The sequence below is a fragment of the Haloterrigena gelatinilytica genome (genome assembly GCF_013342145.1).
Classification (GTDB): domain Archaea; phylum Halobacteriota; class Halobacteria; order Halobacteriales; family Natrialbaceae; genus Haloterrigena; species Haloterrigena gelatinilytica.
In genome coordinates this window covers 63581-77791 of sequence record NZ_JABUQZ010000001.1, presented here as the reverse complement: position 1 = coordinate 77791, position 14211 = coordinate 63581, and the positions used below count along the sequence as shown (strand labels likewise).

General features: G+C 67.9%; 14 protein-coding genes. 6 read left to right on the top strand and 8 right to left on the bottom strand.

All coding sequences use genetic code 11. The features are described 5' to 3' along the window. Nucleotides 1–329 precede the first annotated feature (329 nt). From HTZ84_RS00415 to HTZ84_RS00405, 3 genes are all read right to left on the bottom strand, one after another. Nucleotides 330–1589: a Coenzyme F420 hydrogenase/dehydrogenase, beta subunit C-terminal domain gene (locus HTZ84_RS00415; RefSeq protein WP_174678865.1), complete on the bottom strand. Its 1260-nt coding sequence runs from the start codon at nucleotides 1587–1589 to the stop codon at nucleotides 330–332. After that, on the bottom strand, nucleotides 1590–4016 hold the full coding sequence (locus HTZ84_RS00410; RefSeq protein ID WP_174678864.1) for a rhodanese-like domain-containing protein: 2427 nt from the start codon (nucleotides 4014–4016) through the stop codon (nucleotides 1590–1592). Between the two features lie 521 nt (nucleotides 4017–4537). Beyond that, nucleotides 4538–4900: a cell division protein SepF gene (locus tag HTZ84_RS00405; RefSeq protein ID WP_008894042.1), complete on the bottom strand. Its 363-nt coding sequence runs from the start codon at nucleotides 4898–4900 to the stop codon at nucleotides 4538–4540. A gap of 211 nt (nucleotides 4901–5111) precedes the next feature. On the opposite strand from HTZ84_RS00405, the gene HTZ84_RS00400 reads away from it, so the two are divergent. The 5 genes from HTZ84_RS00400 (at nucleotide 5112) to HTZ84_RS00380 (ending at nucleotide 9557) form a co-directional block, all read left to right on the top strand. Further along, entirely contained in the window at nucleotides 5112–5876 is a 765-nt protein-coding gene (locus HTZ84_RS00400; protein ID WP_174678863.1) for a DUF1028 domain-containing protein, read from the top strand. A gap of 534 nt (nucleotides 5877–6410) precedes the next feature. Further along, the gene (locus HTZ84_RS00395) at nucleotides 6411–7514 is read left to right on the top strand and encodes a putative sulfate/molybdate transporter (protein WP_174678862.1); all 1104 of its coding nucleotides are present in this window, start codon (nucleotides 6411–6413) and stop codon (nucleotides 7512–7514) included. 230 nt (nucleotides 7515–7744) lie between these two features. Next, nucleotides 7745–7882 (top strand): hypothetical protein, encoded by a 138-nt coding sequence (locus tag HTZ84_RS00390; protein WP_174678861.1) that lies wholly within the window; start codon nucleotides 7745–7747, stop codon nucleotides 7880–7882. Further along, entirely contained in the window at nucleotides 7875–8354 is a 480-nt protein-coding gene (locus tag HTZ84_RS00385; protein ID WP_174678860.1) for a DUF7384 family protein, read from the top strand. Before HTZ84_RS00390 ends, HTZ84_RS00385 begins: the two co-directional genes overlap by 8 nt. A 78-nt stretch (nucleotides 8355–8432) precedes the next feature. Next, nucleotides 8433–9557, top strand: coding sequence for a guanosine monophosphate reductase (locus HTZ84_RS00380; protein WP_174678859.1), 1125 nt, complete (start codon nucleotides 8433–8435; stop codon nucleotides 9555–9557). Nucleotides 9558–9623: 66 nt separating this feature from the next. Here HTZ84_RS00380 and arsM read toward each other — a convergent pair whose 3' ends face one another. From arsM to rdgB, 3 genes are all read right to left on the bottom strand, one after another. Then, nucleotides 9624–10511 (bottom strand): arsenite methyltransferase, encoded by an 888-nt coding sequence (gene arsM / locus HTZ84_RS00375; protein ID WP_174678858.1) that lies wholly within the window; start codon nucleotides 10509–10511, stop codon nucleotides 9624–9626. 28 nt (nucleotides 10512–10539) lie between these two features. Further along, nucleotides 10540–10929, bottom strand: coding sequence for an ArsR/SmtB family transcription factor (locus tag HTZ84_RS00370; RefSeq protein ID WP_174678857.1), 390 nt, complete (start codon nucleotides 10927–10929; stop codon nucleotides 10540–10542). Between the two features lie 197 nt (nucleotides 10930–11126). After that, nucleotides 11127–11735: an RdgB/HAM1 family non-canonical purine NTP pyrophosphatase gene (gene rdgB, locus HTZ84_RS00365; protein ID WP_174678856.1), complete on the bottom strand. Its 609-nt coding sequence runs from the start codon at nucleotides 11733–11735 to the stop codon at nucleotides 11127–11129. 111 nt (nucleotides 11736–11846) lie between these two features. Between rdgB and HTZ84_RS00360 the strand changes: the two genes are divergently transcribed. Then, nucleotides 11847–12179 carry a cupin domain-containing protein gene (locus HTZ84_RS00360; protein WP_174678855.1) on the top strand — a complete coding sequence of 111 codons (333 nt, stop codon included), beginning with the start codon at nucleotides 11847–11849 and terminating at the stop codon, nucleotides 12177–12179. A 175-nt stretch (nucleotides 12180–12354) separates the two neighbouring features. Here the strand turns inward: HTZ84_RS00360 and HTZ84_RS00355 are convergent, their stop codons facing one another. Both HTZ84_RS00355 and HTZ84_RS00350 read right to left on the bottom strand, forming a co-directional pair. Further along, nucleotides 12355–13302, bottom strand: a complete 948-nt coding sequence (locus tag HTZ84_RS00355; protein ID WP_174678854.1) for a pectinesterase family protein — start codon at nucleotides 13300–13302, stop codon at nucleotides 12355–12357. A 588-nt stretch (nucleotides 13303–13890) separates the two neighbouring features. Further along, nucleotides 13891–14184 (bottom strand): DUF5808 domain-containing protein, encoded by a 294-nt coding sequence (locus tag HTZ84_RS00350; RefSeq protein ID WP_008894032.1) that lies wholly within the window; start codon nucleotides 14182–14184, stop codon nucleotides 13891–13893. Between the last annotated feature and the right edge of the window lie 27 nt (nucleotides 14185–14211).

The window sequence follows — 14211 nt, the reverse complement described above, 5'->3', positions numbered from 1 at the left end:
GCTCGTCCAGTGGGTCGAGCGGCGCAGCCCCTTTCAGTCCCATCCGAAAGCCCCGACCCGCTGGCGCAGGCGCCAGCGGGTCGCCCCTTTCAGTCCCGCCCGGCCGCGGTGGCCGCTCGGCCGGCCGAAACGGGGAAACAGACCGGTCGGCCGTCAGAGTGATCTGGACCGGCCGGCCGGGACGGAGAGTCGATTCGCCGACCGATTCGGACGGAGCCGAACGGGAAATCGACTCGAGCGAAATCGGCGGCAGCAGAAGCGAGCACGTCGCGAGACGAGCGTTCGTCGGTCGAGCGCGATCCGCTCCCCGAACGAAGGGAGCGAGCGACTCAACACCACTCCTCGTACTGGTGAACCCGCGCCGGGTTCAGCGGCTGCGGTTCCCGATCGGTGCCGTCGTAGGCCTCGCGGTGCGCTTCGTAGCTGATGCCGACCGAGCCCTCGGGATCGTACGCCCGCGGGAGGGTCGACTCCGCGCGGCGCCGGTTCCAGTCGGCGAGTCGCTCGAGCGTGTCCGGTCGGTCGATCGCCGTCGTCTCGAGGCCGTCAGCGGCGCTCTCCCACGCGTTGCGGCCGGTCTCAGTACGAACGACGACCGTCGTCTCACCGTCTTCGGTGCCGACGTTGCCGGCGCTGATATCGGCCCCGGCGCCGACGAAGTCCGCACACTCCGAACAGCCCCGCAGGCCCGCGGCGTCGAACTCGTCGACGTCCGCCTCGAGCAACACGTCGCCGGACTCGTCGAAGGCGTAAAGCACGCCGGCGGTGATGTCGAGCTTGTCGACTCGTTCCGGATCGACGTCGAAGCGCTCGAGGCGCGAGACCAGCCGCCCGTGCTCGAAGCTCCGGGTACACATCAGCGCGACCGTCAGCGCGATCGGATCGGCCGGCTCGTGGTCGTAGCGGTCGAGCGCGGTCGCGCCCTGGATCACGCAGGGCGTCCCGACGAGCGCGAGGTCCGTCTCGGCGGGATCGAGTCCCTCCTCGGCCAGCAGATCGTCGATTCGTCCCAGCCCCATCGTCTGGTTGTAGATGCTGCCGCCGGCCTCGAGGAGGTCCTCGCGGGAGGTCGCGAGGAACGGCTCCCCGCGCAGCGGACCCGAATCGCTCTCGCGGGCGACGACCGCGCCGTCGAGGTCGCCGGATTCGATCAGTTCGGCCAGTAGGGCGGTCACGGCGCCGCCGTCCTGTCCGGCCGCCGCCGCGTCGCCGTCCGCTCGCGCGGCGTAGGTCGCGGGCTCCTCGAGGGCGCGCTCCTCGACGGCCAACTCGAGGTGGCGTTCGTACCGCAGGCCGCTGCGGGGACAGAAATCCCAGCAGCGCGAGCAGCCGGTGCACATCTTGACCAGCGTGGGGCGGTGCTCCGCCTCGTCGATGCCGATCGAGTCGGACGGACAGGCCGCGACGCAGGAGGCACACTGGATACAGCGGTCGGCCTCGATGACGGCTTCGTCCAGATCGCGGAACCAGATCTTCCCCGGCGGTTCGGTCACGTCGTCGTTCAGCTCTCGCGGGTCGCCGCCGGCGCCCTTGGGTTCGGGGCCGGTCGAGTCGGGTTCCGGAATCGACGGACGGTTGTCCGCGACCATTCAGCTCACCTCCGTGCCGACGACGGGCGGCTCGGCCGGCGGACGCTCCGCGACGATCTCGCGCAGTTCCGCGTCGGATTTCCGGTCGGTCCAGTCGGCGAACGATTCGCCCGCCTCGCGGTCGCCCTCGTAGGCCAGCATCATCTCTCGAATCACGTCCGGCACGTCGTCGATCGGGATCTTCCCGACGAGCCAGTCGATGAACTCGTCGTCGCCGAGGTCCCCGCCCAGCCCGAGGTCGGCCGCGCGACCGGACTCGTAGTCGTCGCGGTAGACCTCGCCGCGAAGGCCGAAATCGCCGACCTGGGGCTGCGCACAGGAGGCCGAGCAGCCCGACATGTGAACGCGGATCGCGTCGTGGTCGTCCGCGATACCGACTTCCTCGGCCCAGTCGTCGAGTTCGCGGGCCCACCTGATCGCGCGGTTCTTCGTCTCGATGATCCCGTAGTTGCAGAACTCCCGTCCGGTGCAGGTGACGATCCCGCGCGCGAAGGGACCTGGATCGGGGCCGTAGCGTTCGACGACCGGTTCCTCGAGGAACGTCTCGAGGGCGTCGTCCGCGAGGTGGGGGACGAGCACGTTCTGGTTCGGCGTCAGGCGGAGTTCGCCGTCGCCGAGGGCTTCGGCGAGTCGCGCCAGTTCCGCGAACTCGTCGCCGCCCATCCGCCCCGTCGGGACGTTCAACCCCACGTAGGAGCGACCGTCGTCCTGCTCGTGGACGCCGACGTGGTCGCCGCGGTAGTCGGTCGTCAGCGTCTCGTCGGGGGAGACGAACTCGAAGTCGGCGGAGGACTCGAGTTCCTCCCTGAACCGCTCGGGGCCGAGTTCCTCGACGAGAAAGCGCAGGCGGTTGACGGCGGTGTCGAGGTAGCTGCCCCGGTCCATGAACAGGTCGGCCATCGCGGCCACGAGGTCGTCGACCTGATCGGGTTCGACGAAGAGATCGACGTCGCTGGCGATCCGCGGGCCGTCCGAGAGGCCGCCGCCCACCCGGGCGACGAACCCGTCGCGATCGTCCTTCACCGCCGGCGTCAGTCCGAGGTCCTGGATCCCCGACCGGGCGCAGTCCTCGTGGCAGCCGGTGACGCTGACCTTGAACTTCCGCGGCAGGTTGGCGTAGTGGTGGTCGCCGAGGAACCGCTCGCTGACGCGTTCGACCGTCGGCCGGACGTCGATCGTCTCGTCGGCGTCGATCCCCGCGGCGGGACAGCCGACGACGTTGCGCACCGAGTTGCCGCAGGCCTGCATCGTCTCGAGGCCGACCGCCTCGTACCGATCCCAGATTTCGTCGATATCCGATATCCGGATCCAGTGCATCTGGACGTCCTGCCGGGTCGTCACGTCGAGGTAACCGTCGCCGAAGACGGGATTCTGGTCGGGCCCGCCGTACGCCTCGGGCGCCCGGGCGAACTCGTCGGCGACCTCGCCGATGACGCGGGCCTGTTCCGCGGTGAGGATCCCGCCGGGCGCCCGCGTGCGGAGCATGAAGTAGCCCCGCTGTTTCTGGTGGTAGAGGCCGATCAGCTTCAGCCGATTGAGGACGTCTTCGCCGAGTTCCGCGACCATCGCGTCGAATCCGCCGGCGTCGGCGTACGCGCGGACCTGCCGCTTGAGATCGACGGGGTCCCACTCGGGTGCCTCCGCGCGCACCCAGTCGGTCAGGCTCCCCTCGTAGAACGCGACGTTCTCGTAGCCGAGGTGTCGGAGGACGACGTAGGTGTGGCTCAACCGCCGCGCGGTGTTACAGTAGAGGACGATCCGATCATCCGGCTCGATGCCCCGGTCGGCGAGCAGCGCCTCGAGTTCGTCCTCGGGCTTCAGTCGGTCGGTGTCGTCCTCGAGCAGGGCCTCCCAGCCGAGTTGCACCGCGCCGGGGATGTGCGACTGGTCGTACTCGGCGGTGGTCCGGGTGTCGACGACGACGGCGTCGCCCTCGACGGCCGCCTCGACGTCCTCGCGGTCGACGATCGGGGCGTCGTCGCGCCTGACGGCCTCGTACGTCGTCTCCAGTTGCGAATCCGAGTTCGATTCCGACTCAAGCTCGGTCGTCTCGAGGTCGGCGTCCGTCTCAGCGAGCCACGCCTCGAGACCGCCGTCGAACAGGTAGAGGTCGCCCTCGTGGCCGTAGACGGTCGCGGTGAGCAGGAATCGGGCCGCGTTGACGCCGCGTTCGTCGTCGACGGCGACGATAGCGTCGTCGCGCTCGATTCCCGCCTCGCTCATGCGGTCGGCGAAAGCCTGTGCGCCGGGCAGTTTCCCCTCGGCGACGCTGCTCGGATCGCGGAAGGTCTCGGTCGGGACGTTGACCGCGCCCGGTACGTGGCCCAATTCCTCGTACTCGCGCTCCTCGCGGACGTCGACGACCGTCACCGAGTCGCGGCGGTCTGCGAGCCACGACGGAGAGACGACGCGCGGCGCGTCGCTCACGGTCGCACACCTCCGGCGTCCGCTCGTCGCTTCGGTCGTCCGGACGACGCGGCTGGCGGGCGACGTCTTCGATCGCCCCGCCTCGAGTCCGGGCACCGTCCCGGACCGGGTGGGGTCGGTAGTCGCGTACTCATGCTGTGGCCGGGAATTGGCTCGAGACCCCCTTTCAACTACGTCTCAGGGTAAGCCGTACCGCGGCTCCGGAACCACGGCAGCGACGCGTCGCCACTCGTGACAGCTCCGTTACCCATCGTACGTCCGGCCTTTATTCGACCGCAGCGACGGGATCGATGGCAGGGGACTCGAGACCGGCGGTCGTCGCTCGCCGCTTTCGTCACTGGGTACGGCAACAAAATCCGGAAAATAGCGCCGGCTCGCGGAGTCGTACCGTGTCGTGTGAGATCACGGAACACTGGTCGGCCTGTTCGAACCGATACGGTTCTCCCGACGCCGGTTCGACGGAAGGAACGCCCGCCCTCGAGTACGAACGAGATGGACCGCAGAACAGTCGAATCGCCGATTCAGACCCGCTGGCCCAGTTTCTCGCGGCTGATGTGGACGCCGGTCGGCGTGATGATGATCTGATCGTCGCCCTTCCGGACGATGTCGCCGTCGACCTCCTGGGCGACCTGCCGGAGTTCGTCGACGATGTGTTCGACGGTGCTGTCCGAGGTTCGCAGACGCGTGATGTCCGCGATGACGATGTCGCCGTCGTAGACGGCGTCTTTGATATCGATGGCGTCGGCCTGGTCGTTGACTTCGGCGATGTGTACCTGCATGGCCGCCTCGGCCGAACTCGCCGACGCGTCGTCGAGATCCAGTTCGACGTAGTCCTCGGCCGTCCGAGACTGACCGCCGCCGAGGATTTTGCTCATAAGTCCCATTGGCGTAACCCACCGCGGCCGCCAGTATAGTTCTTACGTCAGACACAGTCACGACTTCGAATGAGTCGGGCCCGAAAATGAGCAACCGAGTCTCGAGGCGCTACCGAGGGTTCCGTCAGAAAACCCGGCGAATCCGCGGACGAACCGGGATCGACCACCGCCCGACGAGACCGGCGCGTGATTTTTGTCCGCGAGCGATGATCCACGAACGATGACCTTCAGCATCTGCGCCCACGAGGCCTACGAGACGCCGGACGGCGACAGCCACCACCGATTCGGCGTCGCCGTGACGACACGTCTACCCGGCGTCGGCGCGCTCTGTCCGTTCGTCAGCGACCGCGGCGCCGTCGCGACCCAGAGCCTGGTCAACGTCGAACTCGGCGACCGCGGACTCGCGTACGTCGAGGACGGGCTCGCGGTCGATGATGCCCTCGAGGCGCTGCTCAACGCCGACGAGGGCGCCCCGCAGCGACAGCTCCACGGCGTCGATCGCGAGGGGACGTTCGCCTTCACCGGCGCGGAGTGCGTCGAGCGCTCCGGGCACCTCGAGCGCGACAATTTCACCGTCGCCGGCAACATGCTGACCGGCGAGGACGTCCTCGAAGCGGCCGCGGCCAACTACGCGGCCAACGCCGTCCACGAGACGACCGACCCCGCGACGGGGCCGGAGGCGGTTCGGGACGACGCCGAGACCGATCCGCTCGCGAAGCGGTTGATCGACGCCCTCGCGGCGGGCGATCTCGAGGGCGGCGACAAGCGCGAGGAGCTGTCGGTCCAGAGCGCGGCGGTCGTCGTCGAGACGACCGAGCGCCACGACTGGGAGCCGGCGTACAACGACCTGCGGATCGACGCCAGCGAGACCCCGATCGCCGACCTGCGCGAGACCTACGACCTCGCGATGGCCGGCTACGAATCCACGCTAGCGCGGTACAGCGACGCCTTCGAGGCGGACTCGCTCGAGTCCGTCGATAACTAGGCACCGGACGCGAAGCAACTAGTTTGGTATAGCTATATTTGATTTATGTCGGTCCCGTCGTTCGGCGTTACGCACCCGACAGTGACGGGAGGATCAGGAAGCAGGTCTCGTAGAAACGAACTACCCGCTCGAGACGCTGCAGCGTTCGTCGCGGACACGTACGGGGAAGACGCCCGGCTTCCATCCAGCGGGAGGGCGACATCGAGGAGGAGGACTACGCACTGGTCACCGTCTCTCTCGACGGCGACGTCGACGAGACCGCGCGAACCGCGGGCGAACTCATCGATCAGGGTCTTCGGACGACCCTGACGCAGTACGGCACGTCGGTACGGCGCTGCTCGAGATCGACGGGCGACATCGACGACGAGTGGAACGGGCTAGAACACGGTGCCCCTCGGGACGCACAGTCTCCGTCGCGTAATCGACCGCTCGCGAGCGTTCAGCAGTAACGGGATTCCGTTTCTTCAGCCTCGAAGAGAAACGGAAGTCGGTTACTGGTAAGTCTCAAAAGGGTTCCGACTGTACCGGGTATAGATGGCGTATTCGTTCCGGTCTGGGACCGGTTCCGCGCTCGAGTTCTCGACGAGCGAGCTGACGGGCGCGCTAGGTGATTCGGTTACGGTGTTGCCGCTGTTGGTCGCCCTCGCGGCGACGACGAGCGTCTCGCTGCCCCACGTGCTGGTCGGCTTCGGCGTCTTCCAGATCGTCTGGGGGCTCTACTACGGGCTGCCGCTGTCCGTCGAGCCGATGAAGGCCCTGATCGGGCTGGCGATCGTCGGGACGCTCACCTACGCGGAACTCGCCGCCGCCGGCCTGGTGGCGGGAGGGATACTGCTCGCGGTGGGGAAACTGGGGCTCGTCGGCCGGCTCCAGCGAGTCGTCGGCGAACCCGTGATTCGCGGCGTCCAGTTCGCCGTCGCCCTGCTCCTCCTCGAGGCGGCCGTCGATCTCTCCGCGGGGAACCTCCCGGTCGCGATCGGCGGACTGGCCGTCGTCGGCCTGTTCGCGCTGGTCGGCTACCGGCAGGCCAGCGTGCTGGTCGTGCTCGGACTCGGCGCTCTCGCGGCCGTCGCGACGACGGGGCTCCCGACGCCGCGGATGCCCGCCCTCGCCGTCTTTCCGGCGGGCGGGCCGACGCTGTCGAGCGCCGCGCTCGAGGGGACCGTCGCGCAGTTGGGGATGACGGTCGGGAACGCGGCGATCGCGACCGCCTTGCTCTGCGGCGACCTCTACGACCGAGATATCTCGCCGGACGCGCTCTCGACGAGCATGGGCGTGACCTGTCTGGCGGCGATTCCCCTCGGCGGCGTGCCGATGTGCCACGGCAGCGGCGGACTCGCGGGAAAGTACGCCTTCGGCGCTCGCACCGGCGGTGCGAACGTGCTGCTCGGGGTCGGCTACCTCGCGCTGGCGCTCGTGGCCACGGGAGCCTTGCTGGCCGCGTTTCCGCTCGCCGTCCTCGGCGTCCTGCTCGTCGTCGTTTCGCTCGAGTTGGCTCGAGCGGCGTTCGAACCGGTTTCGGGTGGGCGATCGCTGGCGTTCGTGCTGGGCGTCGGCGCCGTCGGCCTGTTCGTCAACGTCGGCGTCGCGTTCGTCCTCGGCGCCGTCCTCTCCTGGGTACTGGCTCGAGCGGAGTGACCGGTCGCTCGAAGCTGGCGCCTCTCCGCACTGTCTCTCCTGTTTTCGACGGTAGTGAACCGAATCTCCGCAAAATCGCAGCGAGAACGACGCTCGAGCGGTGTAGCGGCGGCTGTCGGCTGGGTTCGTCACTTCCCCGGTTTCAACGAGGTAAATCACATACTGCGATATCAAATCCGTCGAACTCGAGAGACGCGGGGCTTTTCTCTTCGGGCCGCGAAGGTTCGCCGATGCCAGCGAGCTGGGCCGAACTCTTCGATCGAGGCGCGGATTACGACGTGGATCTCGAGGCCGTGCGAACGGCGGCCGACGAACTGTCGGCCGAGACGGAGACCGACTCGGGGACGGAGGCCGGCGAGGATGCCTGAGCGACCGAACCCGACCCGCGTCGTCGCGGCTCCCGAAGTGCTCGCGGCCGACCTGCTCGTCGGCGGCGACGCCCGAGACGCCCTCGATCACGTCCGTCGTCACTCCTGGGTCGAGCTCGTCGCGAGCGACCGGTTGCTCGAGGAGACCGAACGGCTCGTGACCGACCTCGCCGACGCGGCCCTCGCGGCCGACCATCGAGAGCGACTCGAGGCCGAACGAGTCGCCGTCGATCAGCCGGCGGACGACCACCCGGCGCTCGCCTCGGCCTACCGAGGCGGGGCCGCACACCTGCTCTCGTACGACGAGGGGCTGGGATCGGCGCAGGCGGGCCTCTCCCTGCAGCCTCGCGTCTCGGTCAGCGTCCGCCCACCGGACGCGTTCGCGCGGCTGTTCGACCCCGAGAGCCTCTACGAGGCCGTCGAGGGCGGCGACTACCCCGGACCGGATCGGGACCCGCGAGCGGCGGAATAACACGCGAGAAGAGTATCGCGGCGCGGCTGCTCGAGCCGAGATGTTTATCCCGACCCAGCCGTGAGTATGGAGGGGTCAATGAACGATCTCCGCACCGGATTGAGTTACGGGGACGTCCTCCTCGTGCCGAACCGCTCGCCAGTCGATAGCCGCAGCGACGTGGATCTCTCGACGCATCTCACGCCCTCGGTCGAGCTCGAGACGCCGCTGGTCTCGGCCGCCATGGACACCGTCACCGAGGCCGAACTGGCGATCGCGCTCTCGCGCGCCGGCGGCTTCGGCGTCCTCCACCGCTTCCTCACGCCGACGGAGCAGTCCGAACAGGTCGCGCGCGTGAAAGACGCCGGCGAGCAGGTCGGCGCCGCGATCGGGATCGACGAGGACTACGTCGGGCGCAGCGCCGCGCTGGTCGAGGCCGGCGTCGACGCGCTCGTCGTCGACGTCGCCCACGGCCACATGGAGCGAACCATCGACGCCGTCGAACGGCTCCGCGAGGAGTTCCCCGAGACGGATCTCGTCGCCGGCAACGTCGCGACGCCCGCGGGCGTCGAGGATCTGGCGGCCGCCGGCGCCGACTGCGTGAAGGTCGGCATCGGACCCGGCTCCCACTGCACCACGCGGAAGGTCGCCGGGGCGGGCGTCCCGCAGCTGACCGCCGTCGACGACTGCGCGGAGGCGGCCGAGGCCCTCGAGGTCACCGTCTGCGCCGACGGCGGCATCCGAACCTCCGGCGACGCGGTGAAGGCGCTGATGGCGGGCGCCGACACCGTGATGATGGGCAGCCTCTTCGCGGGTACCGAGGAAGCCCCCGGCGCGGTCGTCGAGGTCGACGGCACGCGGTACAAGCGCTCGCGCGGCATGGCGACGACGACCGCCGCGGAGAAGCGCGACGACAAGGAGGAGAACGTCCGCGCCGACGAGGGCGTCGAGGCGCTGACTCCCTACAAGGGGCCGGTCGCCGACGTCGTCGAGGAGTTCTGCGCGGGCATCCAGTCGGGGCTCTCCTACTGCGGCGGCCACACGATCCCCGCGGCCCGCGAGAAGGCGGAGTTCATCCGCGTCGCGGCCAGCGCGAAGGAACGCGAGGGCTACCACGCCGACCACGACTGGGAAGGCGTCGACGTCGACAGCACGGCGAAGGCCGGCGGCGGTTCGGGGTCCGAGGACGGGAGCGCGAACGCGGCCGCGGAAGGCGACGACTGACGGCCGTCGATCGCCGGTCGCTTCGGCGCTCGCGTTCGGACTCGAGCGGAGACGGTCGGCCGCGACTCAGACGGGTTTTCTCGCTTCGATCCGCGCGGACGCGACCGGCAGGTCCGCGGTCCACTCGCCCTCGAGGGTGATCGAGCCGTCGACGAAGCCGGCGTCGTCGAGCAGCGTCTCCAGTTCGTCGACCGTCGCGGCCCCGCCGACGCAGGCGTCGACGGCGTCGGGGTTCTCGCGGATCTCCCGCGGGAGCGGCTCGGTCGCGACGAGGTCCGAAATCGCGAGCGTGCCGCCGGGCCGAAGGGCTCTGTACACCTCCGCGAACACCTGCACCTTGTCCGGCGAGAGGTTGACGACGCAGTTCGAGACGATCGTATCGACGGTCGCGTCGGCGACCGGGAGGTGTTCGATCTCGCCCAGTCGGAACTCGACGTTCTCGAGTTCGCTGTCCGAAGCGTTTTCGCGAGCGCGCTCGAGCATCTCAGGGGTCATGTCGACGCCGATGACCCGTCCCCCGGAGCCGACCTCGCGGGCCGCGAGGAAGCAGTCGAACCCGCCGCCGGAGCCGAGGTCGAGGACCGTCTCACCGGCCTCGAGGTTCGAGATCGAGACCGGGTTGCCACAGCCGAGCCCGAGGTTCGACTCCTCGGGGGCGGTCTCGAGGTCGTCCGGTTCGTAGCCGAGCGACAGCGCCCGGGACGGATCGTCCTCGAGTTCGAACTCGCCGTTCGAAGCGTCGCAGCAACCGGTCTCGGTTTCCGAGGGGGCGCAGCACTCCGTTTCGGTGTCGTCGTCGGCCGCGGAGTCGTCACAGCAATCGGCGTCGGTCGTCGATGCGTCGCAGCAGTCGTCGGCGGCGGACGCGACCTCGGCGTACCGCTCGCGGACGTGCGTTCGCCGGTCGCGCGGTACGTCGGTCGCGTCGTCGGTGATGGTGTCGTTTCCTGTCATGGTGGTCTCGGTTCGTATCGGTCGGCAGTCAGTCGGATTCCGGAACGTCGACGGCGGCTCCGATATCGAGCAACTCGAGCGCCGCCGTATCGGCGATCCGGTAGTAGGTCCACTTCCCCTTCTTGCGGCCCTTGATCAGGCCCGTCTCCCGGAGCCGCCGGAGGTGGGTCGCGACCGTCGACTGGGGCGCCTCGAGAGCGACCTGCAGTTCGCAGGCGCACAGCTCGCCGTCCCGGAGCGCCTCGAGGATTCGCACCCGGTGTTCGTTCGCCAGCGCGCCGAACACCGCCGCCTGCGTTGTGACCCTGTCCTCGGCCGGCCGCTGCTCCGTCAGGGCGTCGACCGTCTCCTCGACGTCGTCGCACACGCCCTCGAGGCTCCGGCAGGCCGCCTCGAGCGCGTCATCGTCAGAACTCATATTGTATTTTCTCGATCTGTTGTGGGCGAGGGCTCGCTCTCGAGAACAGAGTCTCGAGCGCTCCCTCGCCTACGAGACCTCACGTTCCGCGCCCATGTAAAGGTCTAGCGCCGAATGTCGAGAATTAGACGGCTTCGGAAAATCGGCAGAACGATTCGGATTGATGGAGTTGAATCGGAAAAGACCGATCTATCGACTCATTGGTCGCGCCCGGCGTACCACTCCGCGAACTCGGCCAGCGCGCGGCCGCGGTGGGAGATGGCGTTTTTCTCCTCGGTGCTCATCTCGGCCATCGTCTGCCCGTTGTACTCGAAGATCGGATCGTAGCCGAAGCCGCCCTCGCCGCGCGGCGCGACGAGCGTGCCGGCGACCGAGCCCTCGAACGTCTCGACTCTGACGGCTCGCGAACCGCTATCCGCTTCGCTCGCCGTCTCGTCCGAGGTGCGTGGCACCTCGCCGTCCGCGTACGCGAGCACCGTCTTGAACCGAGCGCGTCGGTTCTCCTCCTCGCTCGCGAGTCGCCAGAGTCGTTCGACGCCGACGGTGTCCTCCACGTACGCGGAGTACGGGCCCGGGAACCCCTCGAGCGCCTCGACGAACAGTCCCGCGTCGTCGACGAGCACCGGTTCGTCGCTGCCCAGTTCCTCGAAGGCCTCGCGGGCGCCGTGGGCCGCGATCGCCTCGAGCGAGTCGCTCTGGACCTCGGTGTAGTCGTAGTCGATCTGTTCGACTGGCTCGAGGTCCGCGAGGTAGTCCCGCGCCTCGCGAACCTTCCCCTCGTTGCCGGTGACGAATCGAATGGCCATACGCGATGCGGCGTTCGCGGGCGGAAAATAGCCGTCGATCGCGCGGTTTCGCGGCGCGCCGGTTCCGGACCCCGGCGGATCCTTATGTTCGAACGACACGAATTCGATCGTATGGACGTCACCGACTGGGACGATCCGACCCGGATCGACGACCTCGAGGGCGGCGGCGAGCGCCGCGTCCTCGCCTGTACGGACGAACTGATGCTGGTCCACTACTCGCTGTCGGACGGCGAGGAGGGCGAGCCCCACAGTCACGAGGAGGCGACTCAGGGCAGTTTCGTCATCGAGGGTTCGCTCGAACTCCGCGGCGCCTACTCCGAGACGGTCGAGGCCGGTGGCTCCTACGTCGTCCCGCCCGGCACGGAACACGGCGTGCGCGCCCTCGAGCCGTGTCGCGTGATCGACGCGTTCGCACCGCCGCTCGCGGAGTATTTGCCCGATTAAACGCGCGAAATCGGTCGCGGCTCGAGCCGACGGCAGCTACAACTCGAGGGCCTCGATGACGGTCCGAGGGACGTCGACGTGGCCCAGTTCGAGGGTGACCACAGTACCTCGCGACCTCGTCGCGGCGATCGGCAGCCTCGACTGCATCAGGGGCGGGGGCGACCGCTGACGGCGGTCAGCGATCGACGGTCGACGATCGGGCGTCGGCGTCCGCGAGGCGCTCGAGCGGATCCCAGCCGTCGAGGACGGTCTCGAGGGTGTACTCGGCGGCCTCCTCGTCGGTCAACTGGCGGGCCCAGTCGACGCGCTCGTCGGGCGTAAAGCCGGACCCCTCGTTCTCGTACTCGGCGTAGAAGGCGGTCTCCTCCTTGTCGGGGTCCCGCCAGTTGTGCCACCCCTCGGGCCGGACGTGCTCGCCGAGGTAGCAGTGTACGAACACCGTCTGGGCGTAGGGGCGCCAGGGGCGCCCCAAGTAGAAGGAACCGTCGGGTGCGTCGCCCGTGATCTCGCAGTTCCGGAAGAGGTAGCCGTAGTCGGTGTCCTCGGTCGTCGAGGCGGCGGTGACGTACCCCTCGTCGCCGGTACAGAAGATCTCGCAGTCCTCGAAGACGGCCGTCGACCAGCCGAAGATGAAGTCGACCCGGCCCTCGACGTAGCAGTCGCGGTAGTACTGGCGGCTGTCCTCGCCGTGAGTGTAGAGGGTGTCCTGCCAGCCCAGGAATCGGCAGTTCTCGAAGACGGCGCGGTCGCCGTCGACCCGGACGGCCACGGCCTGCCCCACGGCGCCCGCCGCGTTCTGGAACGTGAGATCCCGCGCCGTGAAGTCGTCGCCGAACAGGAAGCAACTCGAGGACTCGGTCGTTCCCATCTCCTCGCCGAAGCGGTTCTCCTTCCCGTTGTAGTCGTCGTAGGTCAGGATCGTCTCCTCGGGGTCCTCGCCGACGAGGGTCACGTTGGTCTTGGAGGTCGGCACCACCAGTTTCTCCTCGTAGGTCCCGGACTCGAGGCGGATCGTCGTCTCCGCGTCCCGGAAGTCCGGAACGGCGTCGATCGCGGCCTGTACGGAGTCGAAATCGCCGCTCCCGTCTCGAGCAACGACGAAGTCGGGGCTCTCGACCTGCATACTGCCCCACGTTGTGTCGCCGTCCGGTATAACGGTTCGGTCCGTCGACGTCTCGGGATTTCGTTCGCTACTCGAGTCGAAAGACCCCTCGCGGAGACGGATCGACGCGAAACCCGAGGTGACGACACCGCCCCGTCACATCCTCGTGTGCACGGGCGAGTTCGCGGAATCTGCGACGGCAGTAACGCAGAGCCAGGGCGTATTTCCGTCAGAGCGGAGGGATTAGACGGGAAGAATCAGAAGCACAGCGGTTCTGGTTCAGCGATTGTCCGTGTCCCGTTTCAGGCGATTTCTATGGTATAAGTACCACAACGGAACCACGACACCGAGAAGGGGAAGTCTCGCAGTTAGTGTCGGAAGCTGTCTGATCCTCGAATCCGCGTATTCTATTCGTCGAATATCGATGCGGAGAAGAAAATATCCGAGATATTGAGCGATAATCGTCAGCACCGTAATCGATAGTAACAGCTGCTCCATTTGGTACGCGATATACTACTACGAATAATAGATTATCGGAACCGAGTCCCGACGAAAAGGGACGGACGGCTAGGCGATCGTACGGCGACGGAATCGGAAACGAGCGCGCGATCAGTTGGCCGACTCGTCCTGGTCGTCGACGATGACCTCGACGGGTTCGTCCCGGCGGTCCTCGTCGGCGCCGGACTCGCTCTGCTCTTGCTGCCAGAGGAGCGCGCCGGCGACGAGGACGACGATCCACGACCGCCAGTTGGCGAGGTTCAGGGTGTAGCCGACGCCGAAAGGCTTCTCGACGAGCATCCCCTCGCCGGGCTGCCAGTACGAGGAGATCATCCGTCCGAGGCTGGGTCGATCGAAGTTGTACGGTACGCCGAGAATCTCTCCGGAAGTCGGTTTGTCTGCCATACGGGAAGATACGACCTCACCTGATAA

Coding starts and splice junctions, on each gene's coding strand:
- HTZ84_RS00415 (WP_174678865.1), bottom strand. CDS start 1,589: ATGGTCGCGGACAACCGTCCGTCGATTCCGGAACCCGACTCGACCGGC.
- HTZ84_RS00405 (WP_008894042.1), bottom strand. CDS start 4,900: ATGGGACTTATGAGCAAAATCCTCGGCGGCGGTCAGTCTCGGACGGCC.
- HTZ84_RS00400 (WP_174678863.1), top strand. CDS start 5,112: ATGACCTTCAGCATCTGCGCCCACGAGGCCTACGAGACGCCGGACGGC.
- HTZ84_RS00395 (WP_174678862.1), top strand. CDS start 6,411: ATGGCGTATTCGTTCCGGTCTGGGACCGGTTCCGCGCTCGAGTTCTCG.
- HTZ84_RS00390 (WP_174678861.1), top strand. CDS start 7,745: ATGCCAGCGAGCTGGGCCGAACTCTTCGATCGAGGCGCGGATTACGAC.
- HTZ84_RS00385 (WP_174678860.1), top strand. CDS start 7,875: ATGCCTGAGCGACCGAACCCGACCCGCGTCGTCGCGGCTCCCGAAGTG.
- HTZ84_RS00380 (WP_174678859.1), top strand. CDS start 8,433: ATGAACGATCTCCGCACCGGATTGAGTTACGGGGACGTCCTCCTCGTG.
- arsM (WP_174678858.1), bottom strand. CDS start 10,511: ATGACAGGAAACGACACCATCACCGACGACGCGACCGACGTACCGCGC.
- HTZ84_RS00370 (WP_174678857.1), bottom strand. CDS start 10,929: ATGAGTTCTGACGATGACGCGCTCGAGGCGGCCTGCCGGAGCCTCGAG.
- rdgB (WP_174678856.1), bottom strand. CDS start 11,735: ATGGCCATTCGATTCGTCACCGGCAACGAGGGGAAGGTTCGCGAGGCG.
- HTZ84_RS00360 (WP_174678855.1), top strand. CDS start 11,847: ATGGACGTCACCGACTGGGACGATCCGACCCGGATCGACGACCTCGAG.
- HTZ84_RS00355 (WP_174678854.1), bottom strand. CDS start 13,302: ATGCAGGTCGAGAGCCCCGACTTCGTCGTTGCTCGAGACGGGAGCGGC.
- HTZ84_RS00350 (WP_008894032.1), bottom strand. CDS start 14,184: ATGGCAGACAAACCGACTTCCGGAGAGATTCTCGGCGTACCGTACAAC.